The organism is Micromonospora sp. NPDC048909 (genome assembly GCF_040649635.1).
Lineage (GTDB): Bacteria > Actinomycetota > Actinomycetes > Mycobacteriales > Micromonosporaceae > Micromonospora.
In genome coordinates this window covers 533,610-557,368 of record NZ_JBEZFU010000002.1, presented here as the reverse complement: position 1 = coordinate 557,368, position 23,759 = coordinate 533,610, and the positions used below count along the sequence as shown (strand labels likewise).

21 protein-coding genes and 1 tRNA gene are annotated in these 23,759 nt (G+C 74.7%); 11 read left to right on the top strand and 11 right to left on the bottom strand.

The window, feature by feature from the left end; all coding sequences use genetic code 11:
• Positions 1-18: 18 nt before the first annotated feature.
• Positions 19-639 carry a response regulator gene (locus AB0C04_RS08755; protein WP_350872578.1) on the bottom strand — a complete coding sequence of 207 codons (621 nt, stop codon included), beginning with the start codon at positions 637-639 and terminating at the stop codon, positions 19-21.
• Between the two features lie 96 nt (positions 640-735).
• Between AB0C04_RS08755 and AB0C04_RS08750 the strand changes: the two genes are divergently transcribed.
• Both AB0C04_RS08750 and AB0C04_RS08745 read left to right on the top strand, forming a co-directional pair.
• Positions 736-819: transfer RNA gene (locus tag AB0C04_RS08750), tRNA-Leu, on the top strand.
• A 171-nt stretch (positions 820-990) separates the two neighbouring features.
• Positions 991-1,413: a hypothetical protein gene (locus AB0C04_RS08745; protein WP_357050428.1), complete on the top strand. Its 423-nt coding sequence runs from the start codon at positions 991-993 to the stop codon at positions 1,411-1,413.
• A 134-nt stretch (positions 1,414-1,547) separates the two neighbouring features.
• On the opposite strand, the gene AB0C04_RS08740 is transcribed toward AB0C04_RS08745, so the two are convergent.
• Positions 1,548-2,498: an SDR family oxidoreductase gene (locus AB0C04_RS08740; protein ID WP_357050425.1), complete on the bottom strand. Its 951-nt coding sequence runs from the start codon at positions 2,496-2,498 to the stop codon at positions 1,548-1,550.
• A 104-nt stretch (positions 2,499-2,602) separates the two neighbouring features.
• On the opposite strand from AB0C04_RS08740, the gene AB0C04_RS08735 reads away from it, so the two are divergent.
• Both AB0C04_RS08735 and AB0C04_RS08730 read left to right on the top strand, forming a co-directional pair.
• Positions 2,603-3,247 carry a TetR family transcriptional regulator gene (locus AB0C04_RS08735; protein ID WP_357050422.1) on the top strand — a complete coding sequence of 215 codons (645 nt, stop codon included), beginning with the start codon at positions 2,603-2,605 and terminating at the stop codon, positions 3,245-3,247.
• Positions 3,244-3,894, top strand: coding sequence for an epimerase (locus AB0C04_RS08730; RefSeq protein WP_357050419.1), 651 nt, complete (start codon positions 3,244-3,246; stop codon positions 3,892-3,894). The genes AB0C04_RS08735 and AB0C04_RS08730 overlap by 4 nt, the downstream gene beginning before the upstream one ends.
• Positions 3,895-3,948: 54 nt before the next feature.
• Here the strand turns inward: AB0C04_RS08730 and AB0C04_RS08725 are convergent, their stop codons facing one another.
• On the bottom strand, positions 3,949-5,130 hold the full coding sequence (locus AB0C04_RS08725) for a PLP-dependent aspartate aminotransferase family protein (RefSeq protein WP_357050416.1): 1,182 nt from the start codon (positions 5,128-5,130) through the stop codon (positions 3,949-3,951).
• 83 nt (positions 5,131-5,213) lie between these two features.
• Between AB0C04_RS08725 and AB0C04_RS08720 the strand changes: the two genes are divergently transcribed.
• From AB0C04_RS08720 to AB0C04_RS08710, 3 genes are all read left to right on the top strand, one after another.
• Positions 5,214-5,693 carry an Lrp/AsnC family transcriptional regulator gene (locus AB0C04_RS08720; protein WP_350872568.1) on the top strand — a complete coding sequence of 160 codons (480 nt, stop codon included), beginning with the start codon at positions 5,214-5,216 and terminating at the stop codon, positions 5,691-5,693.
• Positions 5,694-5,739: 46 nt separating this feature from the next.
• Positions 5,740-6,750, top strand: a complete 1,011-nt coding sequence (locus AB0C04_RS08715; RefSeq protein WP_357050413.1) for an LLM class flavin-dependent oxidoreductase — start codon at positions 5,740-5,742, stop codon at positions 6,748-6,750.
• Positions 6,751-7,001: 251 nt separating this feature from the next.
• A complete protein-coding gene (locus AB0C04_RS08710) occupies positions 7,002-8,450 on the top strand; it encodes a pyridoxal-dependent decarboxylase (RefSeq protein ID WP_357050410.1) in 1,449 nt (482 codons plus the stop codon).
• Positions 8,451-8,466: 16 nt separating this feature from the next.
• Here AB0C04_RS08710 and AB0C04_RS08705 read toward each other — a convergent pair whose 3' ends face one another.
• The 6 genes from AB0C04_RS08705 to AB0C04_RS08680 all read right to left on the bottom strand — a co-directional run bounded on the left by AB0C04_RS08705 (position 8,467) and on the right by AB0C04_RS08680 (position 14,624).
• A complete protein-coding gene (locus tag AB0C04_RS08705) occupies positions 8,467-9,429 on the bottom strand; it encodes a sulfite exporter TauE/SafE family protein (protein ID WP_357050407.1) in 963 nt (320 codons plus the stop codon).
• A 108-nt stretch (positions 9,430-9,537) separates the two neighbouring features.
• Entirely contained in the window at positions 9,538-10,002 is a 465-nt protein-coding gene (locus tag AB0C04_RS08700; protein ID WP_357050404.1) for an Rrf2 family transcriptional regulator, read from the bottom strand.
• A 128-nt stretch (positions 10,003-10,130) separates the two neighbouring features.
• Positions 10,131-11,015 (bottom strand): acyl-CoA thioesterase II, encoded by an 885-nt coding sequence (locus AB0C04_RS08695; protein WP_350872559.1) that lies wholly within the window; start codon positions 11,013-11,015, stop codon positions 10,131-10,133.
• Positions 11,012-12,460 carry a pyruvate kinase gene (gene pyk / locus AB0C04_RS08690; protein WP_357050400.1) on the bottom strand — a complete coding sequence of 483 codons (1,449 nt, stop codon included), beginning with the start codon at positions 12,458-12,460 and terminating at the stop codon, positions 11,012-11,014. Before pyk ends, AB0C04_RS08695 begins: the two co-directional genes overlap by 4 nt.
• A 228-nt stretch (positions 12,461-12,688) precedes the next feature.
• On the bottom strand, positions 12,689-14,128 hold the full coding sequence (locus AB0C04_RS08685; RefSeq protein ID WP_357050397.1) for an FAD-binding oxidoreductase: 1,440 nt from the start codon (positions 14,126-14,128) through the stop codon (positions 12,689-12,691).
• 130 nt (positions 14,129-14,258) lie between these two features.
• On the bottom strand, positions 14,259-14,624 hold the full coding sequence (locus AB0C04_RS08680) for a YciI family protein (protein WP_357050394.1): 366 nt from the start codon (positions 14,622-14,624) through the stop codon (positions 14,259-14,261).
• Between the two features lie 338 nt (positions 14,625-14,962).
• Here AB0C04_RS08680 and AB0C04_RS08675 point away from each other — a divergent pair, with 338 nt between their 5' ends.
• Positions 14,963-15,289, top strand: coding sequence for a hypothetical protein (locus AB0C04_RS08675; protein WP_357050391.1), 327 nt, complete (start codon positions 14,963-14,965; stop codon positions 15,287-15,289).
• Positions 15,286-15,813, top strand: coding sequence for a hypothetical protein (locus tag AB0C04_RS08670; protein ID WP_357050388.1), 528 nt, complete (start codon positions 15,286-15,288; stop codon positions 15,811-15,813). Before AB0C04_RS08675 ends, AB0C04_RS08670 begins: the two co-directional genes overlap by 4 nt.
• On the opposite strand, the gene AB0C04_RS08665 is transcribed toward AB0C04_RS08670, so the two are convergent.
• Positions 15,772-20,013, bottom strand: coding sequence for a CHAT domain-containing protein (locus AB0C04_RS08665; RefSeq protein ID WP_357050385.1), 4,242 nt, complete (start codon positions 20,011-20,013; stop codon positions 15,772-15,774). The two genes, AB0C04_RS08670 and AB0C04_RS08665, sit on opposite strands and share 42 nt — an antisense overlap.
• Before the next feature lie 134 nt (positions 20,014-20,147).
• On the opposite strand from AB0C04_RS08665, the gene AB0C04_RS08660 reads away from it, so the two are divergent.
• On the top strand, positions 20,148-21,020 hold the full coding sequence (locus AB0C04_RS08660) for an aldo/keto reductase (RefSeq protein WP_357050382.1): 873 nt from the start codon (positions 20,148-20,150) through the stop codon (positions 21,018-21,020).
• A 46-nt stretch (positions 21,021-21,066) separates the two neighbouring features.
• On the opposite strand, the gene AB0C04_RS08655 is transcribed toward AB0C04_RS08660, so the two are convergent.
• Positions 21,067-21,912, bottom strand: coding sequence for an alpha/beta fold hydrolase (locus AB0C04_RS08655; RefSeq protein WP_357050379.1), 846 nt, complete (start codon positions 21,910-21,912; stop codon positions 21,067-21,069).
• Positions 21,913-22,265: 353 nt separating this feature from the next.
• Here AB0C04_RS08655 and AB0C04_RS08650 point away from each other — a divergent pair, with 353 nt between their 5' ends.
• Positions 22,266-23,687, top strand: a complete 1,422-nt coding sequence (locus tag AB0C04_RS08650; RefSeq protein WP_357050376.1) for an alkaline phosphatase PhoX — start codon at positions 22,266-22,268, stop codon at positions 23,685-23,687.
• Positions 23,688-23,759: the final 72 nt, after the last annotated feature.

Here is a 23,759-nt window from a genome sequence, read left to right as displayed (position 1 = left end):
CCCCCCGAAGTGCGGCCGTCAGGAGGCCGGCCGGGTCACCTCGCCGCCGGCGGTCTCGGCGAGGATCCGCTCGGCGACCTCCTTCATGGTCATCCGGTGGTCCATCGCGGTGCGCTGGATCCACTTGAACGCCTGCGGCTCGGTCATCCCGTAGGTCGTCATCAGCGCGCCCTTGGCCCGCTCCACCGTCTTGCGGATCTCCAGGCGGTCGGTCAGGCCGGCGACCTCCGCCTCCAGGGCGGCGACCTCCGCGTAGCGGGAGAGCGCGATCTCGACCGCCGGCACCAGGTCGCTCTTCTGGAAGGGCTTCACCAGGTAGGCCATCGCGCCGGCCGCCCGGGCCCGCTCGACCAGGTCACGCTGGCTGAACGCGGTCAGGATGATCACCGGGGCGATCCGGGCGCCGGCGATCCGCTCGGCGGCGGCCAGCCCATCCATGATCGGCATCTTGATGTCGAGGATGACCAGGTCGGGCTTGAGCTCCTCGGCGAGCCGGACGGCGGTCTCGCCGTCGCCGGCCTCTCCCACCACCTCGTAGCCCTCTTCGACCAGCATCTCGGCGAGGTCCAGCCGGATGAGCGCCTCGTCCTCGGCGATCAGTACGCGCCTGCGCTCGGCATCCGTCTGCGTCTCGGCCACGAGCCCTACCCCCACCATCGTTCTTGCACTGCTACCGCCCATGCTCCCGCATGAGACTAGTCGGGTACAGTGAGCGACACCCGCCCGAGGGGCGGAGCCGGGATGGAGGAATCGGCAGACTCGGATGCCTCAAAAGCATCTGCCCGAAAGGGCGTGCGGGTTCGAGTCCCGCTCCCGGCACTTTTGTCGTACATCGGTTCGATGATTAGGGTGTGCATCCACCACACCTGCGGACGCGCGCCCAGGCTCTTCTCGCACGGGGCGACAACATCCGCTCGATAGCCCGCGCACTCTCGCTGCCCTACACGACCGTCTGGCACTGGTGCGTGGACCGACCCGAACCCGCCGTCGTTGGCACTGCTTCGCGGTGCTTCCGGCTGCTCCCCCGACGTCGAGAATCCGACAGACCCCGCCGCCTATGGCAAGCACTGGCCCTGCCTGCTGCCGCAGCACGGGCCGGGCAAGAAGCACGAGCGGCCAATTGTTCTGGCCGACTGGCAGCGGAAGATCGTGAGCGCCTGTCCGGGCGACCTCCTCCGGGGTCTGTTCCACTCCGACGGCTGCCGGATCGCCAACCGGGTGAGAGTGCGTGGCAAGGAGTACGTCTATCCGCGCTACATGTTCGTCAACGAGTCGGTCGACATCATGGGGCTCTGCCAGTGGGCGCTCGACGAGCTCGGCATCGCCTGGCGGATGAACCGCCGCAACTCGCTGTCGGTGGCCCGGCGGGACGCGGTCGCCGCGCTCGACCAACACGTGGGCCCGAAGTCCTGAGGGCCGGGCGCGCCGATCGCCCGCGATCCGCACAATCGGGCTGGATCCAGGATGTGGTGGCATCCCTGACAGCGCGAGCCCACTACATCCCGGTTCGACCGTGATCTTGTGGATGCCTGCGGGCCGGCAGGTGCCTAGCGGTCGAGGGGCACGGCCGAGCGCGGGTAAACCACGCCGGTGAGCTGCTCGGAGTCCCGCCACAGCCGCTCCGCGGCCGCGAGGTCGCGGGCGCGGCGCGACTTGCGCGCGACGGCGGGCTGGCCGGTCAGGCCGAACGGGCCGTTCGGGCCGTAGTATTCGCCGCCCGCCGCGTCCGGGCTGGTGGCGGCGTAGAGGGTGGGCAGCGCGCCCTGGTCGACGTCCTGCCAGAACCCGGGGATCCGCATGGTGAGCCGGGTGGAGAACGGGATCTCGGTGCGGTCGCGGCCGAGGCTGGGGCCGGCGGCCTGCAGGTTGGTCCGGGTCGCGCCGGGGTGCGCGGCGTTGCTGAGCAGGCCCCAGCCGTGCCGGTCGCTGCGCCGGTGCAGTTCGTCGGCGAACATCAGCGTGGCGAGCTTCGACTGGGCGTAGGCGCGGTGGGCGCTGTAGCGCCGCTCGCTCTGCAGGTCGTCGAAGTCGATCCGGCCGAAGTGGTGGGTGCCGCTGCTCAGGGTGACCACGCGGGGGCGGTTGCCGGCGGTGAGCAGCGGGAGCAGTCGACCGGTGAGCGCGAAGTGGCCGAGGTGGTTGGTGCCGAACTGGAGTTCGAAGCCGTCGGCGGTGGTGTGCCGGGTCGGTACGGCCATCACGCCGGCGTTGTTGACCAGCAGGTCCAGTGGCCGGCCGGCGGCGGTGAGCCGGCGGGCGAGGTCGGCGACCGAGGCGAGGCGGGACAGGTCGAGTTCCTCGACGCGGAGCCGGGCGTCGGGGGTGGTGTCGCGGATGTCGGCCGCGGCGGTGTCGCCCTTGTCGGTGTTGCGTACGGCGAGGATCACCTCGGCGCCGGCGGCGGCGAGTCGGCGGGCGGTCTCCAGTCCGACGCCGCTGTTGGCGCCGGTCACGACCGCGAGGCGTCCGGACTGGTCGGGCACGGGGTAGCCGCTCATCGTCACTCCTTTCGGCTAACTAACTGACTGGTTGGTTACTGCGTCGAGTGAAGCACGGCGCGGCCGGCGACGCAACTAACCAGTTGGTCAGCTACCCTGTCCGCATGGCAAGGGACGCGGAGGACACCCGGCGACGGCTGCTGGCCGCCGCCGCCGACGAGTTCGCGGCGCGCGGCATCTCCGGAGCAAGGGTGGACCGGATCGCCGCCGCGGCGGACGCGAACAAGGCGATGATCTACGCCTACTTCGGCAACAAGGACCAGCTCTTCGACGCGGTCTTCGACGCGCTGGTGGTGAGCACCGTCACGGAGGTGCCGATCGACCCGGACGACCTTCCCGGGTACGCCGGCCGGCTCTTCGACCGCAACCAGACCCATCCGCAGGCGCTGCGGCTGCTGCTCTGGCACTCGCTCGAGCGCGGTGGGATGACGGCGCTGCCGCCGGCGGTGGCGGCGTCGAACGCGGACAAGGCGGCGGCGATCGCGGCGGCCCAGCGGGCCGGCCGGCTTCCCGACCGCTACCCGGCAGACGAGTTGCTGCTGCTGGTGGTCGGCCTCTCCATGCTCGGCTCGGCCGAGCTGGCGCCGACCTCCGGTCCGGACGGGCTGCGGCAGCGGCGGCGTACGGTCACCGACGCGGTCGCCCGGCTGATCCGGTCGGACGACGGCAACACCCACGACGGCGACGCGGGCGAGCGCGCCGATCAGATCGAGCCCGGCGGGCGGCCGGAGAGCGGAGCGCAACGGTGAGAGTGGTCATCTTCGGTGCGACCGGCATGGTCGGGCAGGGTGTGCTCCGGGAGAGCCTGCTCGCCGACGACGTGCGCGACGTGCTGGTGATCGGGCGCACGCCCACCGGCCAGCGGCATCCGAAGCTGCGGGAGATCACCGTCGACGACGTGGGCGAGTTGGGCGCGCTACGCGACGAGCTGACCGGCGTCGACGCCTGCTTCTACTGCCTCGGCGTCTCCTCGCTCGGGTTGGACGAGGCGACGTACACCCGGATCAGCTACGACTACCCGGTGGCGGCGGCGCGCCTGCTCGCCGAGGTCAGCCCGGGCGCCACGTTCGTCTACGTCTCCGGAGCCGGCACCGACTCCACCGGTCAGGGTCGGGTGATGTGGGCGCGGGTCAAGGGACGCGCCGAGAACGCGGTGCTCGACCTGCTGCCCAACGGCTACGCGGCCCGGCCCGGCTTCATCCAGCCGACGCACGGCGCGGTGTCGAAGACCCGCTGGTACCGGCTCGGGTACGTGGTGACCCGCCCGCTCTATCCGCTGGTGCAGCGGCTTTTCCCGGGGCAGGTCACCAGCTCCGACCGGCTCGGTCGGGCGATGCTGCGGGTGGCCCGGGAGGGCTCGCCGCGTCGGGTGCTGGCGAACCGGGACCTGACCTGACGGCTGCGCCGATCGAGCCCGGCGGGCCGCCGGGGCCGAGGGGCCCGCGGGCGGTCAGCCGATGATGGCGAGCGCCTGGGCCAGGTCGGCGCGCAGGTCCTCCGGGTCCTCGAGGCCGACCGAGATGCGCAGCAGGCCGCCGGCCGGCTTCGCGTCGCCCTCGACCGGCCGGTGGGTGAGCGAGGCGGGGTGCTGGATCAGGGTGTCCACCCCGCCGAGCGACACCGCGTGGGTGATCAGGCGGCAGGCGCCGGCGACGGTGGCGGCGGCGGCCGCGCCGCCGCGTACCTCGATGGCGAGCAGGCTGCCGGTGCCGGCCAGTTGCCGGCCGACCAGCCCGGCCGGGTCGTGCCGGGAGGGGTGGTGGACGCGTTCGACGGCGGGGTGGCCGACGAGCCAGGCGGCGAGCTTCTCCGCGGCGGCCTGCTGGGCGCGGACCCGCACGGGCAGGGTCTGCAGGCCGCGGTGCAGCAGGTAGGCGCCGAGCGGGTGCAGGATCGCGCCGGTGACCGCGCGGACCTGCCGGAGTCGGGCGGCCCAGTCGGCGTCGCAGGCGACGGCGCCGGCGAGGACGTCGCCGTGCCCGCCGATGCTCTTGGTGGCGCTGTGCAGGACGAGCGTGGCGCCGTGCCGGGCCGGCTGCTGGAGCACCGGGGTGGCGACGGTGTTGTCGACCAGCACCGGCACGTCGCCGGCGGCGTGCACGAGCGCGGCGATGTCGACCAGGTCGAGGGTGGGGTTGGCGGGGGTCTCGGCGACGACCAGCGCGGTGTCGGGGCGGATGGCGGCGGCGACCTCGTCGGGTCGGGCCCAGGTCACGGTGGTGCCGAGCAGCCCGCTGGCGAGCACGTGGTCGGTGCCGCCGTAGAGGGGGCGGACGGCGACGACGTGGCGGTGCCCGTCCCGGGTGGCGGCGAGCACGGTGGCGGTGAGGGCGGCCATGCCGCTGGCGAAGGCGACGGCCGCGGCGGTGCCTTCGAGGTCGGCGAGCGCGGTCTCGAAGCGGGCCACCGTGGGGTTCCAGAGCCGCTGGTAGACGGCGCTGGCGCCGGGTGGCAGCGGCGCGCCGTTGGCGAGGGTTTCGTAGGCGTGGCCGCCGTCCTGCACGGAGGGCAGCGGGTTGGTGGTGGAGAGGTCGATGGGCGGCACGTGGACGCCGAGGGCGCTCAGGTCGTCGCGGCCAGCGTGTACGGCGCGGGTGTCCACGGTCGTCGTCATGCCGGAAGCGTCGAACATCAGGCCGTCAGATCACAATGGCTCCGAAGATGATTCTGTTAAACCGGCTGGAATGTGGATCAGATTCGGTGGAGGATGTCGCCATGCCCCCTGTGCTGAACGATCTTCGGCCCCTCGCGGCCCTGGACGACGTCGACCGCGCGATCCTCACCGAGTTGGCCGCCGACGGCCGGCTGCCGAACAACGCCATCGCCGAGCGGGTCGGGGTGGCGCCCTCGACCTGCCTGGCGCGCACCCGCGCGCTGCGCGAGTCCGGGGCGATCCGGGGCTTCCACGCCGACGTCGACCCGGCGGCGCTCGGGCTGCCGTTGCAGGCGCTGGTCTCGGTGCGGCTCCGGGAGCACGAGCGGGCGGCGGTGGACGCGTTCCGGGGCCGGTCGGTGCGGCTGCCCGGCGTGGTGTCGGTGTTCCACGTGGCCGGCGCGGAGGACTACGTCCTGCACGTGCGGGCGGCGTCGGCCGACGCGCTGCGCGACTTCGTGCTCGACCATCTGGCGGTGGACCCGGCGGTGCAGCACACCCAGACCAGCCTGATCTTCGAGCAGGCTCGCGGCGTGGGATGAGTCGCTTCGGGGAACAAATCCGGCGCGGTGGGGGTTGGCCTGCCGTGTGATCACCGTACCGCTCTCCGTTCTTGATCTTGCTCCGGTCGCTGCCGGCGCCACCGCCGGCGAAGCCCTGCGGCACACCACCGAGCTCGCCCGGCGTACCGAGGAACTGGGCTACCACCGGTTCTGGGTGGCCGAGCACCACAACATGCCGGCGATCGCCAGCTCCGCGCCGGCGGTGCTGCTCGCGCACCTCGCCGCGGCGACCTCGACCATCCGGCTCGGTTCCGGTGGGGTGATGCTGCCCAACCACGCGCCGCTGGTGGTGGCCGAGCAGTTCGGCACGCTGGAGGCGCTGCACCCGGGCCGAATCGACCTCGGCATCGGCCGTGCGCCGGGCACCGACCAGGTGACCGCGCTGGCGCTGCGCCGGACCATGGAGGGGCTGTCGGCCGAGGGCTTCCCCCGTGAGCTGGCCGACCTGATGAACTACTTCAGCGGCGAGGAGCCGGGCCCGATCACCGCCACCCCCGGTCGTGGTCAGCAGCCGGCGATCTGGCTGCTGGGCTCCAGCGGTTTCAGCGCCCAACTGGCCGGCCTGCTCGGGCTGCCGTTCTCCTTCGCGCACCACTTCAGCGCCCAGAACACGCTGCCCGCGCTGGCGCTGTACCGGCAGAACTTCCGGCCGTCGCGCTGGCTGGAGAAGCCGTACGCGATGGTGGCGGTCAACGCCGTCTGCGCGGACACCGACGAGCGGGCGGAGTGGCTGGCCGGGCCGAGCGCGCTCTCCTTCCTGAAGCTGCGCTCGGGGCGGCCCGAGCCGCTGGCCACGCCCGACGAGGCGGCGGCGTACCCGTACACCGAGATCGAGCGGGACTTCGTCCTGCAGCGCCGCGAGGGCCAGGCGATGGGCTCCCCGGAGACGGTGCGGCGGCAGCTCGCCGACCTGCTGGCGCGCACCGGCGCCGACGAGCTGATGCTGACCACGCTGGTCTACGACGTCGACGACCGGGTGCGCTCGTACGAGCTGATCGCCGAGCAGGTCGCCGGTGGCCTGCGCCGCACCGCCTGAAACACGATCTTCACGCTGGCGTCACCCCCGCGACCCGGACCCGGCCTAGATTTGGTCCCGGTGGTGGTACGGCATTCCCGGTCGGGACGGGTCGGGAATGCCGCGGTGTGGCGCACCGGGCCGGAGCTGTGCGGATTCCGCGGCTGCCGGCCCGGTGCCTGCCCCCTCGGCCCGCCGACCGGCGGGCCGCAGCGCCCCGACTCCGAGCCGGGCTCTTGCCCCGGTCGCCCACAGGTGATCGACTCGTCCGGGTGAGCGCACCGCACATGGACCCGGACGAGTTCCGCCGCGCCGGCCACGCCGTGGTCGACTGGATCGCCGACTACTGGACGACGCTCGGGCAGCGGCCGGTCACCTCGGCCGATCCGCCGGGCGCGCTCGCCGCCGCTCTGCCGGCCGCGCCCCCCACCGCCGGCGAGCCGGTCGAGGCGGTCCTGGCCGACCTGGACGCGCTGGTCACGCCCCGGCTGACGCACTGGCAGCACCCCGGGTTCTTCGGCTACTTCCCGGCCAACACCTCCGGGCCCAGCGTGCTGGGCGACCTGGTCAGCTCCGGGCTCGGTGTGCAGGGCATGCTCTGGGCGACCGCCCCGGCCTGCACCGAGCTGGAGACGGTGATGCTGGACTGGCTGGCCGGGCTGCTCGACCTGCCGCAGCGGTTCCGGTCGCACACCCGCGGCGGCGGCGTCATCCAGGACTCGGCCTCCTCGGCCACCCTGGTCGCCACCCTCGCCGCGCTGCACCGGGCCAGCGGCGGCCGGTGGCGCGACCACGGTGTCGACCGGCGCTACCGGGCGTACACCTCGACGCACGGGCACTCCTCGATCGAGAAGGCGGCGCGGATCGCCGGTCTCGGCGGCGAAGGGGTGCGGGCCGTCGAGGTCGACCCGGACACGCAGGCGATGCGCCCGGACGCGCTGCGCGCCGCGATCGAGGCGGACCGGGCGGCCGGTGACCTGCCGGCGATCGTGGTGGCCACCATCGGCACCACCTCCAGCACCGCCGTCGACCCGCTGCCGCAGATCGGCGCGATCTGCGCGGAGTACGGGATCTGGCTGCACGTGGACGCCGCGTACGCCGGCGCGGCCGCGGTCTGCCCGGAGCTGCGCTGGTCGCACGCCGGCCTGGAGTACGCCGATTCGTACTGCTTCGACCCGCACAAGTGGCTGCTCACCGGCTTCGACTGCGACGCGTTCTGGGTCGCCGACCGCAGCGAGCTGATCGAGGCGCTGACGGTGATGCCGGAGTTCCTGCGCAACGCCGCCACCGAGTCCGGCGCGGTGATCGACTACCGGGACTGGCAGGTGCCGCTGGGCCGCCGGTTCCGGGCGTTGAAGCTCTGGTTCGTGCTGCGCTGGTACGGCGTCGAGGGGCTTCGGGCGCACATCCGCCGGGGCGTGGCGCTGGCCGCCCGCTTCGCCGAGCGGGTCCGCGCCGACGACCGGTTCGAGCTGGCCGCGCCGCACCCGTTCTCGCTGGTCTGCTTCCGGCTGCGGGTCGGGGCCGAGCTGGACGCGGTCAATGCCGACCTGCTGGCCCGGGTCAACGGCACCGGCCGGGTCCATCTGACCCACACCCGGGTCGGCGACCGGTACACGCTGCGCCTGGCGGTCGGCTCCCCGCAGACCGCCGAGGCGCACGTCGACGAGGCCTGGCGCCTGCTCGACGAGGCCGCGACCGACCTGCTCGGCAAGGGCTGATGGACCCGGGGGCGGTTCAGCGCTCGAGGGCGGCCAACGGACGCGGCTCGGCGTCGACCCGCTCGGCGTCGACCGGCTCGGCCGCGGCGACCGGCACGGCCGGCCGCACCGTGGCCCGCTCCCGGCGGGTCCGGCGCAGCGCCCGTACCGCCAGCACCAGGGCGAGCACCCAGCCGGCGGCGAGCAGCGCGTAGATCAGGGGCGGCGTCGCGCCGCCGAACTCGCCGGCGCGCAGCAACGTGCGGGCGTTGGTCAGCACGATCACCCCGCCGACCGCGGCGCCGAGCAGCTGGGCCGGGACGATCCGCACCAGCCAGGCGGCCACCGGCGCGGCGATCAGGCCGCCGACCAGCAGCGCGGCCACGGTGGGCAGCAGGAAACCCTCGGTGCCGAGGCCGATCAGGAAGCCGACACTGGCGGCGCCGGCGACCACGAACTCGGCGGTGTCCACCGAGCCGATCACCTTGCGCGGTTCCATCCGCCCGGAGACCAGCAGCGCCGGGGTGGCGACCGGCCCCCAGCCGCCACCGCCGGTGGCGTCGACGAAGCCGGCGACCAGGCCGAGCGGACCGAGGAAGCGCCCCCGCAGCCGGCCCGCGGCAACGCCGGTGCGCAGCGGTCGGGCGAAGCGGATGAGCAGGTAGGCGCCGAGGACGAAGAGGATGCCGGCCATCCACGGGGCGGCCGAGTCGGTGGAGATGGAGCTGAGGAAGGTCGCGCCGGCGAAGGCGCCGAGCGCGCCGGGTACGGCGATGCGGGAGACCACCCGCCAGTCGACGTTGCCGAACCGCCAGTGCGCCACCCCGGCGGCGAGCGTGGTGCCGATCTCCGCGAGGTGCACCGAGGCCGACGCGGCGGCCGGCGCCACCCCGGCGACCAGCAACAGCGTCGACGACGTCAACCCGTACGCCATGCCGAGCGAGCCGTCGACCAGCTGCGCGGCGAGTCCGACCAGTGCGAGGACCAACAGCTTGCGCACGAGCGCCCCCTGACTTTTCGGCATCTCCTATCGACTTGGTCGACAATGCGGCACGCCGGGGCTCCGGTCAAGGGCCCGATCGGTGGGTGGGACGACGGCGAACGGCGGTCAGATCCAGGCGCGCGGGTCGGCGGCCAGCTCGGTGATCCGGTTGGGCAGGGTGCCACCGGCCACGTCGGCGACCGTCACCAGCTCCAGGATCTCCCGTTCGCTGGCCCGCAGCGCGATCCAGACCTCCTGCAGCGAGCGGGCCGCCCCGTGATAGCCGAGCTGCTCCGGCCGCTGCCCCCGCACGTGCGCGAGCGGGCCGTCGATCACCCGGATCACCTCGGCGAGGGAGATCTCCTCGGCCGGGCGGGCCAGCCAGTAGCCGCCCTCCGGGCCGCGCTGGGCGTGCACGATGCCGCCGCGGCGCAGCTGCAGCAGGATGCTCTCCAGGAACTTCGGCGGGATCTCCTGAGCTCGGGCGATCTGCTCGGCGGTGACCGGGCGGCCCCGCCCGGGCCCGCTGGCCGTCGCCGCGAGCTCGGCGACGGCACGGAGGGCATAGTCGACCCGAGCGGAGAGGCGCATGCCGGCAAGGTTAGCCCGCTGGTCAGCCGCCCGGTCCGCCGGCCTCGGCCGATCGGCCAGCAAGGCTGGCCGGCCGGCCGCGCGGCCCGAGGCAGGTCCTCGGCGCGCGGCGGCCCGGGCCGGGGCGCTCAGGCGCCGACGCGGCGCAGCAGGCCCTCCTGGACGGCGCTGGCGATCTGCCGGCCGTCGGTGGTGAACATCCGACCGGTGGCCAGCCCACGGGCGCCGGACGCCGACGGGCTCCAGCAGTCGTAGAGGAACCACTCGTCGGCGCGGAACGGCCGGTGGAACCAGAGCGCGTGGTCCAGGCTGGCGCCGACCACGCCGCCGGGCCCCCACACCTCGCCGTGCACCGAGAGCACCGAATCGAGAAGGGTGAGGTCGGAGGCGTAGGTGAGCGCGCAGGCGTGCAGCAGCGGATCGTCCGGCAGCTTGCCGTCGATGCGCATCCAGACCCGCTGCTGCGGGTCGGCGGGCCGGTCGCCGGGGCGCACCCAGCCGGGCTCGCCGACGTAGCGCACGTCGATCGGCCGGGGGATCTGGCCCCAGATGCCGAGCCGCTCCGGGTAGCGGGCGAGCCGGTCGGACATCGTCGGCACGTCCTCCGGCGCGGGCACGTCCGGCGGCGCCGGGGCCTGGTGGTCCAGCCCCTCCTCCGCCCGCTGGAACGAGGCCGACATGAAGAAGATCGGCTTGTCGTGCTGCAGGGCCACCGACCGGCGCACCGAGAAGGACCGCCCGTCGCGGACGTCCTCCACCCGGTATTCGATCGGCTCGACCGGGTCACCCGGGCGGACGAAGTAGCCGTGCAGCGAGTGCACGAAGCGCTCCGGGTCGACGGTGCGGCCGGCGGCCACCAGCGCCTGGCCGGCGACCTGCCCGCCGTAGACCCGCTGCGGCCCGACCGGCGGACTCATTCCCCGGAAGGCGTTGTCGCCGGTCTGCTCGAGGTCGAGCACCTCGAGCAGCTGGTCGACCGCGGCCTGGCCGACCGCGACCTTCGGGGCGCTCACTGCAACGCCCGCGCCGACGCCGCATCGACCAGCGAGCCGAGCTGGTGCACGCGCAGCGTGTTGGTCGAGCCGGGGGTGCCGGGCGGGCTGCCGGCGACGATCACCACGTAGTCGCCCGGGTTGGCCCGGTTGAGGCCGAGCAGGGCCTGGTCGACCTGGCGGAACATGTCGTCGGTGTGCTGCACGAACGGCATCAGGAAGGTCTCCACGCCCCAGCAGAGCGCGAGCTGGTTGCGCACCTCGGGGACCGGGGTGAAGGCCAGCAGCGGCAGGTCGCAGTGCAGCCGGGAGAGCCGCTTGACGGTGTCGCCGGTCTGCGAGAAGGCCACCAGGGCCTTTGCGCCGATGGCCCGGGCGATCGAGGAGGCGGCGACGGTGAGCGCGCCGCCGTGGGTACGCGGGTCGTGCTGGAGCCGGGGCACCCCGATCGAGCCGGACTCGGTGGTGGTGACGATCTTCGCCATGGTGCTGACGGTGAGAACCGGATACTTGCCGACGCTGGTCTCGCCGGAGAGCATCACCGCGTCCGCGCCGTCGAGCACCGCGTTGGCCACGTCGGAGGCCTCGGCGCGGGTCGGGCGGGAATTCTCGATCATGGAGTCGAGCATCTGGGTGGCCACGATGACCGGCTTGGCGTTCTCCCGGCAGAGCTGCACGGCCCGCTTCTGCACCAGCGGCACCTGGTCAAGCGGCAGCTCCACGCCGAGGTCGCCGCGGGCGACCATGACCCCGTCGAAGGCGAGCACGATCGCCTCCAGGTGGTCCACCGCCTCGGGCTTCTCGACCTTGGCCAGCACCGGGCGGCGCACGCCCTCCTCGTCCATGATCGTGTGGACGAGCTTGATGTCGTCCGCCGAGCGGACGAAGGAGAGGGCGATCATGTCGACGCCCAGGCCGAGCGCGAAGCGCAGGTCCTCGGCGTCCTTCTCCGACATGGCCGGGACGCTGACCGCCACGTTCGGCAGCGAGACGCCCTTGTTGTTGGAGACCGGGCCACCCTCGGTGACCAGCACGCGGATGTCGCTGCCGGTGACCTCGCTGACCTCGACGGCGACCCGGCCGTCGTCGATCAGCAGCCGGTCGCCCGCCTTGACCTCCTGCGGCAGCTTCCGGTAGGTGCAGGAGACCCGCTCCTTGGTGCCCACGATGTCGTCGCTGGTGATCACGACGGAGTCGCCGGTGCGCCACTCGTGCGGGCCGTCGGCGAACCGACCCAGCCGGATCTTGGGGCCCTGCAGGTCGGCCAGGATCGCCACCGGCCGCCCGGCCGCCTCGGCCGCCTCGCGAACCAGCCGGTAGACCGCCTCGTGGTCGGCGTGGCTGCCGTGGCTGAAGTTCAGCCTCGCCACGTTCATCCCGGCCTCGACGAGCCCTCGGATGCGCTCCGGCGACGAGGTGGCGGGGCCAAGAGTGCAGACGATCTTCGCGCGGCGTGTCACGCCCATCAGGCTAGTCTCTCTTCCGGGTCTGGCTGCGGGCCGACCCCTTGCGGGCTGCGAAACAATTGTCCAACGTCGCGCGGCATCCGCACTGACCGGCGGGCGGAACCGCACCGGGGACGTTGTGGCTGGCGGGCAACGGCGACCGCGCGCCGGGAATCGTACGCCTCCGGCGGCGTCGACCGGCGGGGTGCTCCCGCCGGCCAGGTCGGCGCCCGGTCCCCGACCACCGGCTCAGCCGCCACCGGACGCCGCCCGCGGCGGCGGGGCGGGCGCGCTCCCACCGTCGTCCGGGCCACCGCTGGGCGACGGCGCCAGCGTGGGTACGGCGGTGAAGACCCCCCGCGGGTCGTAGCGGCGCTTGGCCCGCAGCAGCCGGTCGTAGTTGGCGCCGTAGGCGAGCCGGACCCGGTCGGTCTCGGCCGGGGCGAGCAGGTTCGGATAGCCGCCGGGCAGCGCGTGCGCCGCGAGCGCGGCGGAGGTCCGCTCGGCCCACTCGTGGTGCGGCCCGGGGTCGTCCGTCGGCGTCCAGACCGCGATCACCTCGGCCAGCAGGTGGTCGGTGCGCAGCGCGAACGCGGTGTCGGCGGAGCCCACCCGGCTGGCCGCTCCGTGGAAGTGGTGCAGCGCCACCGCCGAGTGCGCCGAGGTGATCCGTCGGGCCGCGTCGACCAGCACCTCGACGGCGGCGTCGTCGAGCCCCGGCAGCCAGCGGGTCCGCAGCAGGTAGTGGTTGCCGTCGGTCATCCCGCCGTCGAACATTCGCGTCACGTCCTCGTAGGCCAGCGGCCCGACCTGGTCGACCAGCGGGGTGCCGAGCGCGCGGAGCGCGGCCACCGCGGCCTGGCCCGCGGCGAGATCCGGGCCGCTGTACGTCGGGCAGACGAAGACCAGCGGCTCCCCCGCCGGGCCGGGCAGGAAGCCGGCCATCACGGTCAGCTCGTCGGGTGCGGCGGCGAGCACGTCGCGGTAGCCGCGCAGCACGTCCGGCGCCTCGTCCAGGGCGAAGAGGATCATGCCGGCGAGCGCGGCAGGCAGCCGGTGCGCCCGGTAGCGCAGCCGGGTGACCACGCCCAGGTTGCCGCCGCCGCCGCGCAGCGCCCAGTACAGCTCGGCGTCGTCGTCCGGGCCGGCGGTGACCCGGCGGCCGTCGGCGAGGACCACCTCGGCCGCGAGCAGGTTGTCCAGCGCCAGCCCGAACCGGCCGCAGAGCGGCCCGTAGCCGCCGGCGAGGGTCAATCCGGCCAGGCCGACCGCGCGCACCGTGCCGGTGGCCAGCACCAGGTCGTACGGCCGGGCGGCGGCCAGCGCGTCGGCGACGGTGGCGCCACCGGCCACGGTGACCGTGCCCGCCGCCGGATCGACCTCCACCGTCCGCATCCCGGTCAGGTCGAGCACCAGCCCACCGTCGCGCAGCGCCCGGCCGGCCCAGTCGTGCCCGCCGGCGCGTACCGACAGCGGCAGGTGGCAGCCGGTGGCCACCCGCACGGCCAGCGCCACCTCGTCGGCGTCGTGGCAGCGGGCGACCAGCGCGGGGGTACGGTCGACGGCCCTGTTCCAGAGCCGGACCGTGGCGGCGAAGCCGGCGTCGCCGGGCACCGCCAGGCGATCACCGAGGACGGGACGCAGGTCGGCGACGGCCCGCTGGACGTCGGGGGCGGCGACGGAGGTCATGGCGACTCCTCGACCGGGCCGGGCGAGGCGCCCGGTGCGCCCCGACGGCCGTCCTGGCTGGCGCGACGCTAACACCGGCCGTGAGCCCGGCGCCGTCGTCATGACGACACCCGCCGATCTGCGACCCGGCTCAGCTCTGCGTCTTGGCCAGCGGGAACTCCAGCGAACCGGCCGGGCAGAGGAAGGTCAGCACGTCGACCCGGTAGAGCCCGGCCTGCACCGCCGGGTCGGCCTCCATCACGCTGCGCACGTCGTCCACCGAGCCGGTCCGGGCCAGCCCGAACCCGATCGGCGGCTCCGGTTCGCGGGCCGGCCCGTCCACCGAGCCGGCGACCAGGACGATGCCCCGGCGCTGCAATGCCTGCATGTGCTCGGTGTGCTCGGCCTGCAGGCGCTGGATCGTCTCGGTCGGCAGGGCCCGCCCGGCCGCGCCGGGATAGAGCACGATGCACTCGTACGTGTCGAGCGCGAAGTCGACCTGCGGCACTCCCGTCACTGGCTGCCCCTTCCCGCCGTGGCGCCGGGCGCGCGACCCGTCGCGGGTCGGCGGCATCGGCACCGGCTCAGCGTCGCACGGGCCGCGACGGCCCACCGGGCGCTCGGCCAATCCGGTCCGCCCGGGCCGCCCGGTTGCCCCCGCCCTGGGCGGTTCCGGCCCGGCCGCCGAGTTCGCCGCGGGCCGGCTCGGTCGGACACCGGGTCCCGCCCGCGTGGCGGGTCGCCGCGGCACCCGTCCCCGCTCGGGCGAGCCGGCGGGTCGGCCCGCGGGGCGGGTGACCGCCGGGCCGCCGACGACTACCGTGGACGGTCCGTACCGGCCGGGAGGGGCGCAGGGTGCAGGATCGCGAGCCGGCGGCGGGACCGGGCCCGCTGCCGTACGCCGAGGTGACCGACGACGGCTACGCCGTGTGGGCGGCGGAGACCTTCACGGCGCGGGAGTACGGCCCGGCCGTGCTGCTGAGCGGGGACTGCCCGCGTTGCCGGCACCCGAGCACCTACCCGGTCGTCGAGCACGTCTACAAGCACGTGGCGCCGGCGCCGTCCGGTGATCCCGGCTACCGCACGGTGCTCTGCGCCTGCGAGGCGGAGCACCCGGCGCGCCCGGCCGGGCTGACCGGCTGCGGCGCGTACTGGACGCTGCTGCTGGAGGTGGAGTCGTGATCCGGCTGCGCCCCGGGCCGCCGGCGGCCCGCGCCGACCTGCGCCGGGCCCAGGAGCTGGGCGGGTTGCTCGGCGGGGAGCTGACCCGGGTCCGCGCCGCCGCGCTGGCCTGGCGCAACGGGTTGGGTGGGCTGCTGGTGGCGCTGGTCGGGTTCAGCCTGATCCGGGGCCGCTCCGACGTCGGCACGCTCGCCGCGGGCTGGGGCGCGCTGGTCGGTGTGCTGCTGCTGGCGGCGGTCGCGACCGGGGCGGCCGGTGCGGTGGCGCTGCTGCGGGCCGCGCACGGGCCGCTGTCGGTGACCCCGGTGGCCGAACTCCTGCCGGCGCCCCTCGGCGACCACCAGGAGGCGTTGGCGGCGGCCCGGTCGCTGCGCGCCGGGGTGCGCCTGGTGCTGCTCTGCACCGCGCTGCTGGTGGCAGCGGTCGGCGTGACCTGGTACGCGCCGGGCCACTCCGATCCCGTCGCCGGCGCGTCGGCACGATCATGGTCCGATGTGGAGGTAGCCGGCCCAGAGCTCCGGTAGGCCGGGCAGGGCGGCGCGCAGCTGTCGGACCGCGTGGTGCAGGGCCGGCGCGGCGCGTTCCGGGTCGATGCCGCCGGGCACGGCCAGCCCGGCGTAGAGCTCCGCGCAGAGCTGCACGGTCAGCGCGTCCGAGATGGACCAGAGCGAGCCGATCACGTGCCGGAAGCCGGCCAGTTGGAACGCGGTGCCCAGGGTGAGCGCCTCGTCCGGCAGGGCCGCGCCGCCGCGTACCGTGTCGCAGGCGGACAGGACGGCGAGCGCGGCCGAGGTGCCGGCCGGACGCCACAGGTCCCGTACCTGCAGCGGACCGCCGGCCAGCGCGAGCCGGCCCCGGGTCGGCGCGGTCAGGTCCTGGGTGCCGTGGCAGGAGAGGTGAGCCACCGGCCGCTCGGGCAGCGCGGCGAGCACCGCCGCCGGGGTGGCCGTCGGGCCGGTCAGCGACCGCACGTGGGTCAGGTGCCGGCGGACGATCGCCTCCTCCCCCGCCACGCCGGGCAGGTCGGTCAGGCCCGGTGTCTGCGGCATCCCGACGACCAGCGCCGAGTTGACCGGCGACGCGCCGCCGGGCGTGGCGTCCCGGGCCCGTCGCAGCGCGCGCAGCGACGCCGTGTACGAGGGCACGACCCGGTCGAGCACCCCGGGGCCGCCGCCGAGCGGGGCGGCGGCGTGCAGCGGCAGCAGGGTGAGCACGCCGGTGGCGCACCACCACAGCCGCGGCCAGTCCGACCCGGCGGGGGGCGGGGTGACGCCGTCGAGCGTGTCGAGCACCGGGGCGGCGACCACCCGCCACAGCCAGTCCAGCGTCTCGGTTATCCGCCGGCGCGCTGCCACCCGGCCTCGTTCCGCCGCCGCGCCGGTCGGCACCGGCGCGGCGTCGGGGGCGGGTGGCACGCCGCCCGGCGCCGCGCCGGTGACCTCGGCGATCGCGGCCAGGAAGACGGCGGCGCGGACCACCAGCTCGGCGGCGGTCAGCTCGGGCAGCGGCACCACGTCGACCCGTCCCGCGCCGACCACCAGCGCGTCGCAGCGCCGGTCGGCGACGTTGACCAGCACGACCGGTCCGGCGTCGGCCGCTCGGGCCAGATCGGCGAAGGGCGGCGGGCGCAGGAAGCCGGCGAGGTCGGGCAGTCGCCGGATCTCGGCCAGCAGCTCACGTCGGCGGGTGGCCAGCTCGTGCCGGCGCTCCGGCCCGCCCGCCGGCGCGGGGATCGGGGCGACCGCCGGCCCGGCGGGAGCCGGGGCCCCGGGCAGGGACGGCGGCCCGGGCGGGGACGGCGACGCCGGCTCGGGGAACGACGGCGACGCCGGCCCGGACGTCGTCCACACCGGCGACGGGTCGAACCCGTCCAGTTCGGACTGCACGCCGGCGAGCTGGTCGGCCAGCCGGGCCGCCCGCTCGCGCAGGACCGCCAGGTCGGCGCCGGCGTCGTGGGCGCGGGTCAGCAGCACCCCACGGCCGTACTCGAGCAGCTCCACGGCGCGTTCGGGCCGGTCGAGCGCGATCGCGACCGCTGCCGCGTCGCCGGCCAGCCCGGGGAACCGCGCGAGCAGCCGCGCCTGGTCGTCGGGGTCCATGCCGTGCCAGGCGAACAGGTCGATCAGCTCGATGGCGGTGGCGTACCCGTCCAGGGCGGCCGGCAGGTCACCGGCCGAGGCCGCGTGCGCCGCGTACCGGGCCGCCGCATCGGCGCGCAGCACGGACGGGGCCGACTCGACCGCCGCCGCGTCCCGCAGCGCCGTGGCCGCCTCGGCCAGGTCGACCACCGGCACGGCGACGTCGTCGGGGTGCCCGGCCGGGGCGGCGGCCCGGTCGGCGGCGGCGCTGCCGGCCGGCCGGGCGGCGTCCGGCTCGTCGGGTGGACGGGCGATCGTCTCGATCGCGCCCGCCAGGTTGCTCAGGCACATGGTGCGGTCCGGATGCCCGGCGGGCAGGGCGTCGACCGCGGCCCGGTAGACGGCCAGCAGCCGCACCGCGTCCCGGCCGGACCGGGAGTCGCGGAACCGGAGCAGCAGCGCGTTGCCGAGGTTGGTGAGCAGCCGGTACCGATCCGGGGAGGCCTCGGGCAACGCGTCCCACTCGCGCACGGGCAGCGTGATCGCCTCGTCGAGGGCCGCGGCGTCCCCGGTGAGCCGGTAGCGGAGCAGTTGGGCGAGGAGGAAGGTGCCGAGGATCCGCGCGTACTCCTCGGGCTCGGCCTCCCGGGGGGCCAGCTCGAGCGCCTCGCGCAGCATCTCGACCGCGGTCCGCGCGTCCCGCTCCGGGTCCGTGGCGCCGGACCCGCCGGCCGGCAACGCTCGGTTGACGGCCAGCTCCACCCGCCGGTTCAGCGCGGAGGCGTAGTTGGTCAGCGCGGCAGGCCGATCCGGGTGCCCCGGTCCGGCGGCCGTGACGGCCCGGCGCAGCACCGCGATCGCCTCGGTGAGCGTCGCGAGGTCCTCGGTGCGGCCGAAGAGCGCCTGCAACGTCAGCCCGAGGTTCGACAGGTACCGGGGCAGCATCGGAGAGGCCGCGTCGGCGGCGGCGACGGCGGAGCGCAGCGCCGCGGCCGACGGTGCCAGCAGGTCGTACTCCCCCGCTTGGTCGGCCAGCTCACGCAGCTCGTTGCCCAAGTTGTTCAGCAGGTCGGGTCGCTTCGGATGCCCCGCCGGAAGCAACCGCACCGCCTCGGTCAGCACCTCTCGGCTCTCGCGCAGCGTCGTCACCCCGGCCAGGACGCTGTGCCAGCGGCCGAGCGTGTAGCCGAGGTCGCCCAGGCGCACCGCCCGCTCCACCGGGTCGGTGGCCGCCGCCACTCCCGCGCGGAGCAGCCGCACCGCCTCGGTGAGGTCACTGGAGCGCCGGTGCAGCTGGTAGCGGGACTCCAGCAGCTTGCCGACGGTGTGCCACAGCTCGTCCGCGCCCACCCCGTCGGACTCGGAGGCGCCCTCCGCCGCCGCCCGGTACGCCTCGATCGCCGCGTCCAGGTCGGCCGGGTCGCCGCGGCGCTCGTACCGCTCGCCGAGCAGCGCCGCCAGGCTGACCCGGGCGATGCCGGCCAGCCCGCCGACGAAGCCCGCGCCGGCGAGCGCGGCCCGGTTGGCCTCGATCGCCTCGTCCAGGTCCTCGTCGTCGCGGCCGGTGGTGTAGCGCTCGGCGGCCACCGAGGCGTACAGGGCGACGATCTGCGGGTCGGTGCCGGCGCGCGCCGCGAGCGCGAGGGCCTCCGCCGCGCGGTCGAGGTCGGCCGGTTCGCCGCGCCGCCGCCAGCGCTCCCGCAGCCGCTGTCCCAGGTTGGCGCGGACCAGGACCCCCAGCGGGGTGTCGGCCGGGGTCGCCCGGGCCGCGTCGCCGAGCAGCTGGACCGACTCGTCCAGCGCCGCCGCGTCGCCGGCCAGCTCGTAGCGGTCGGCGAGCACGTTGCCGAGGTTGAACAGCCGGGTCGCCCGCTGCGGGTCACCGGCCGGGGTCGACTCCAGGCTCTCCCGGTGCGCGTCGATCGCCGCCTGCAACGCCCGGCGCCGGCCGAGGTGCCGGAACTGGTCGCGGTGCACCCGGCCGAGCGCGGAGAGGTGGTGCAGCCGCTCCGGCACGCCGGCCGGGGTGACCGCCAGCGCCTGTTCCAGCAGCGCCTGGGCCTGGTCCGCGACCCGGTAGTCGCCGGTCGATTCCGCGCCGCCCATCAGCATGACGGCCTCGGCGAACAACGCGGCCGCCTCGCCGGTGCCGCTGCCAGCCGTACCCCCGCCCGGCCTCGTGCCGCCGGCGGTGCGCGCGCCGGGGATCCGCCCGGAGCCGGCCGGCGACCGGTGCGCCTGCAGCATGGCCAGCAGCGACGGCGGGACCCGCTCCGGCGCGACGCGCAGCAGCAGCTCGGTCACCTTGACGGCCTGGGCGAGCTCGTCGGCGTCCTGGCCCGGGGGCAGGATCTGGTAGCGGTACCAGTACAGGCAGGCGAGCAGGAAGAGCCCTTCGGTGACGTTCTCCGCCAGCGGCGGTTCGGGGGGTGACCGGGTGACCAGGTCGATGACCGCCTCCGCGTCCCGGACCGCGTCCGGGCCGAGCACCCGCCGCGCGTCCATGGTGGTGCCGAACCCGTCCAACCGCTCCCGCAGCCGGCGCACCGGGTCGGACCTGAGCCGCCGCCACATCGATCCTCCCCCGTCGAACGCATCGACCTGGGCCAGTGGTAGCAGAGCGGGCGCGCCCACCGCTAGCGCCATCCCGACCATGGGCGCGCTCCGCGCGCGGCTCACCGGACGCGTCCCAGCCGGAACAGCGGGTGTGGCGATCGGCGGGAAAGCTCCGAGCAGGGTGGATAGATTTGCCGCTGACGACGACGCGAGGGGGATCCAGCATGGCAACCGACGCCAGCCCGCGGCCCGCGAAGGCCTCCGGCACCTACCGGATCGGCGGTGACGTCCAGGTCGACCGGCTCGGCTACGGCGCGATGCAGATCACCGGGCCGGGTGTCTGGGGCGACCCGAAGGACCCGGCCGAGGCGGTCCGGGTGCTGCGCCGGGCCGTCGAGCTCGGGGTCACCTTCATCGACACCGCCGACTCGTACGGACCGTTCGTCTCGGAGCTGCTGATCCGCGAGGCGCTGCACCCGTACGCCGACGACGTGGTCGTCGCGACCAAGGGCGGGTTCACCCGAGCCGGCCCGGGCGACTGGCGTCCGCTGGGCCGCCCGGAGTACCTGCGTCAGCAGTGTGAGCTGAGCCTGCGCCACCTGGGCCTGGACTGCATCCCGCTCTACCAGCTGCACCGGATCGACCCGCAGGTGCCGCTCGCCGACCAGCTCGGGGAGCTGGCGCTGCTCAAGCAGGAGGGCAAGATCCGGCACATCGGCCTCTCCGAGGTGACGGTGGAGCAGATCGAGGCGGCCCGGGCGATCACCCCGATCGTGTCGGTGCAGAACCTCTACAACCTGGCCGATCGCAGCGCCGAGCCGGTCCTGGAGTACTGCGAGCGCGACGATCTGGCGTTCATCCCGTGGTTCCCGATCGCGACCGGCAACCTGGCCAGGCCGGGCGGGCCGCTGGACGCCATCTCGACCGCGCACGGCGCGACCCCCGCCCAGCTGGCGATCGCCTGGCTGTTGCGCCGGTCGCCGGTGATGCTGCCGATTCCGGGTACGTCCTCGGTGGCGCACCTGGAGGAGAACGTCGGCGCGGCCGAGGTGCAGCTCACCGACGACGAGTTCGAGGCGCTGGCCAAGGCCACCTGACGGCTCGGCCGGGGCGGGGCGGGCGATCCGCCCCGCCGGGGCCGGTTCAGAGCGCGAAGCAGTTGGGGCGGACGGGGCCGTCGGCCAGGGCACCGCGGACGACGGTGTAGGTGGTGCCGTCGAGCACCAGCCCGAGATGCCCGACCACCCGCAGCGGGCAGTACGTCTGGATCAGCACGTTGGTCGCGCCGTCGGCGAGCGTCGCGTTCTGGGTCGGCCGGACGAGTTCGTCCTGCACGGTCCGGACCGTGGTGTACCGCACCGCGCCCGGGGTGTCGTCGCCGGCGTTCAGGTCGGCGAGGAAGGCCGAGCCGATCGTCATCTGCTGGCAGGCGACGACGCCGGCGCAGCTGCCGAGCCCGAGGAACCGCAGGATGTTCGCCACGTAGGTGCCGTACTGCGGGGTGCCGAGGCTGACGTAGCGACCGACCGCGGCGGTGCCGCCGAGGCGCTTGAGGTAGTAGCGGGAAACCAGGCCGCCCTCGGAGTGGGCGACCAGGTCCACGGTGGCCGCACCGGTGGCGGCCCGGACCTGGTCGACGTAGCCGGCGAAGGAGCGGGCCGAGGCGGCGATGTCGCCGAGCCCGAGCCCGGGCAGCTGGTAGATGAAGACCCGGAAACCGTCACCGCGCAGTCGGGCGGCGAGCGGCTCGTAGGCGGCGGCGATGCCGCTGAGGCCACCGACCACGATGACCGGGCCGGCGGCCGCGGCGGCGGCCTGCGCGGTTCCGTCGGCAGCGGTCGGGGTGGCGGCGCGGTCGGCGGTCGCGGTGCCGGCCCGGTCGGGCGTGGCGACGCCGCTCCGCGCCGGTGCCGCGTGGGCGGTGGCGGGGGCGAGCAGGACGGCGGCGGTGCTCAGGGCGACGGCGAGGGCGGTCTTTCGGAGCAGCATGGCTGCACCTCCGGTGGGAGGCACCCGGCGAACCGGGGAGACGGGTGGGGTGTCCGGTCGACCGTGGATCGATGATGCGCGTAACAATTCAGAAACGTCAATGAGAAGTTACGCGGCGGTAACCTGATCTCCCACCCGGAGCAAGATCCGGCAATTCGGTCCGCCCACCCGGCCACCCGACCGGTGGACGAGCCGGCCATCCGGCACCCGGACGGGACGATCGGCGCCGCCGACCTCGAGGGTTGGTCCACTGTTCACCTGGCGACCCGCGCCGTGGCAGCCGCCGTTCCACCGGCGTCACTTGCCTTTGCCCCGCGGTACCCGATCGCCGCGCGAAACAGGAAGGCAGCAACGTGACCTCTTCTCCCATCTCCCGCCGCAGGCTGCTGCGTACCAGCGCGGCCGGTGGCCTCGGGATCGTGGTGGCCGGCAGCCTGGAGGCGATCGCCGGCCCGCCGGAGGCCCGAGCCGCGACCCGCCCCGCGGTCGGTTACGGCGAGCTGGTGCCGGACCCGGCCGGCCTGCTGGCCCTGCCGCGCGGCTTCTCGTACACGATCGTGGCGCAGGCCGGCGCGACCATCCTGGAGTCGGGGCAGCGCACCCCGAGCGACGCCGACGGCACCGGCTGCTTCCTGGGCCGCGAGGGCTCGGTGCTGGTGAACAACCACGAGATCGGCGGTGACGAGCCGTTCCCGGTGCCGGCGATCGCCGGCCTCACCTACGACCCGGGCGCCCGCGGCGGCACCACCACGATCGAGGTGGACGCGCACGGCCGCCGGCTGCGCGAGTACGTCAGCCTCGCCGGCACGCACAACAACTGCGCCGGCGGCATCACCCCGTGGGGCACCTGGCTGACCGCCGAGGAGACCGAGCAGCGGGCCGGCGGCAGCTACCTCAAGGACCACGGGTACGTCTTCGAGGTCGACCCGCACGACCGGTCCGCCAACCAGGACCCGATCCCGCTGACGTTCCTCGGCCGCTACTCGCACGAGGCGGTGGCGGTCGACCCGTACACCCACTCGATCTACCTGACCGAGGACGCCGGCGGACCGAACGGGCTCTACTACCGGTGGACGCCGCCGTACCGCTTCCGCGGCGGCAAGGGCACGCTGCGCGCCCTCGCCCAGCGCCCGGACGGCGACACCGTCGGCGAACTCCAGGCGATGAGCTGCCGGCACGGCGACCGGCACGTCGCCGACCTGTCCGAGGCCACCAAGCCCGGCACCCGCTACAAGGTGAGCTGGGTGGACGTGCCGGACCGGGACGCCCGGACCGTCTCCGTGCGCGAGCAGTTCACCGACGAGCAGGTGACCCGCAGCCGCAAGCTGGAGGGCGCCTGGTGGGCCGACGGCGGCGCGTACTTCGTGGCCAGCTTCGCCCGGCACGACGACGGCAGTGCCAACGAGCACGACGGTCAGGTCTGGTTCTACGACCCGAGGAGCGAGACGGTCACCTTGAAGACCATCTTCGGGGTGAACCAGAACCCGGACGAGGAGGGCGACAACTTCGACGGTCCGGACAACATCACCGTCTCGCCGTACGGCGGGGTGATCCTGGCCGAGGACGGCGAGGGCGTGTCCCACCTGGTCGGCGTGACCGAGCAGGGCAAGGCCTACCCGCTGGCCCGCAACGAGCTGAACGACAGCGAATTCACCGGGCCGACGTTCAGCGCGGACGGGAAGATTTTGTTCGCCAACATCCAGTCCCCGGGTTACGTCTTCGCCATCACCGGCCCGTGGAGCCGGCCGGGCAACGGGCACGTCGCCGAGGCGTGAGCACCATCCGGCTGCCGGTGGTGCGGGGCGCCACCGGCAGCCGGCCGGGCTTCCGGCGGGCCGACGACCGGC

What these genes read in the sequence shown, in the direction of transcription:
- AB0C04_RS08740 (WP_357050425.1), bottom strand. Translation starts at nt 2,498, where the DNA reads ATGAGCGGCTACCCCGTGCCCGACCAGTCCGGACGCCTCGCGGTCGTG.
- AB0C04_RS08700 (WP_357050404.1), bottom strand. Translation starts at nt 10,002, where the DNA reads ATGCGCCTCTCCGCTCGGGTCGACTATGCCCTCCGTGCCGTCGCCGAG.
- AB0C04_RS08720 (WP_350872568.1), top strand. Translation starts at nt 5,214, where the DNA reads ATGCCCCCTGTGCTGAACGATCTTCGGCCCCTCGCGGCCCTGGACGAC.
- AB0C04_RS08655 (WP_357050379.1), bottom strand. Translation starts at nt 21,912, where the DNA reads ATGCTGCTCCGAAAGACCGCCCTCGCCGTCGCCCTGAGCACCGCCGCC.
- AB0C04_RS08725 (WP_357050416.1), bottom strand. Translation starts at nt 5,130, where the DNA reads ATGTTCGACGCTTCCGGCATGACGACGACCGTGGACACCCGCGCCGTA.
- AB0C04_RS08660 (WP_357050382.1), top strand. Translation starts at nt 20,148, where the DNA reads ATGGCAACCGACGCCAGCCCGCGGCCCGCGAAGGCCTCCGGCACCTAC.
- AB0C04_RS08685 (WP_357050397.1), bottom strand. Translation starts at nt 14,128, where the DNA reads ATGACCTCCGTCGCCGCCCCCGACGTCCAGCGGGCCGTCGCCGACCTG.
- AB0C04_RS08735 (WP_357050422.1), top strand. Translation starts at nt 2,603, where the DNA reads ATGGCAAGGGACGCGGAGGACACCCGGCGACGGCTGCTGGCCGCCGCC.
- AB0C04_RS08665 (WP_357050385.1), bottom strand. Translation starts at nt 20,013, where the DNA reads ATGGCGCTAGCGGTGGGCGCGCCCGCTCTGCTACCACTGGCCCAGGTC.
- pyk (WP_357050400.1), bottom strand. Translation starts at nt 12,460, where the DNA reads ATGGGCGTGACACGCCGCGCGAAGATCGTCTGCACTCTTGGCCCCGCC.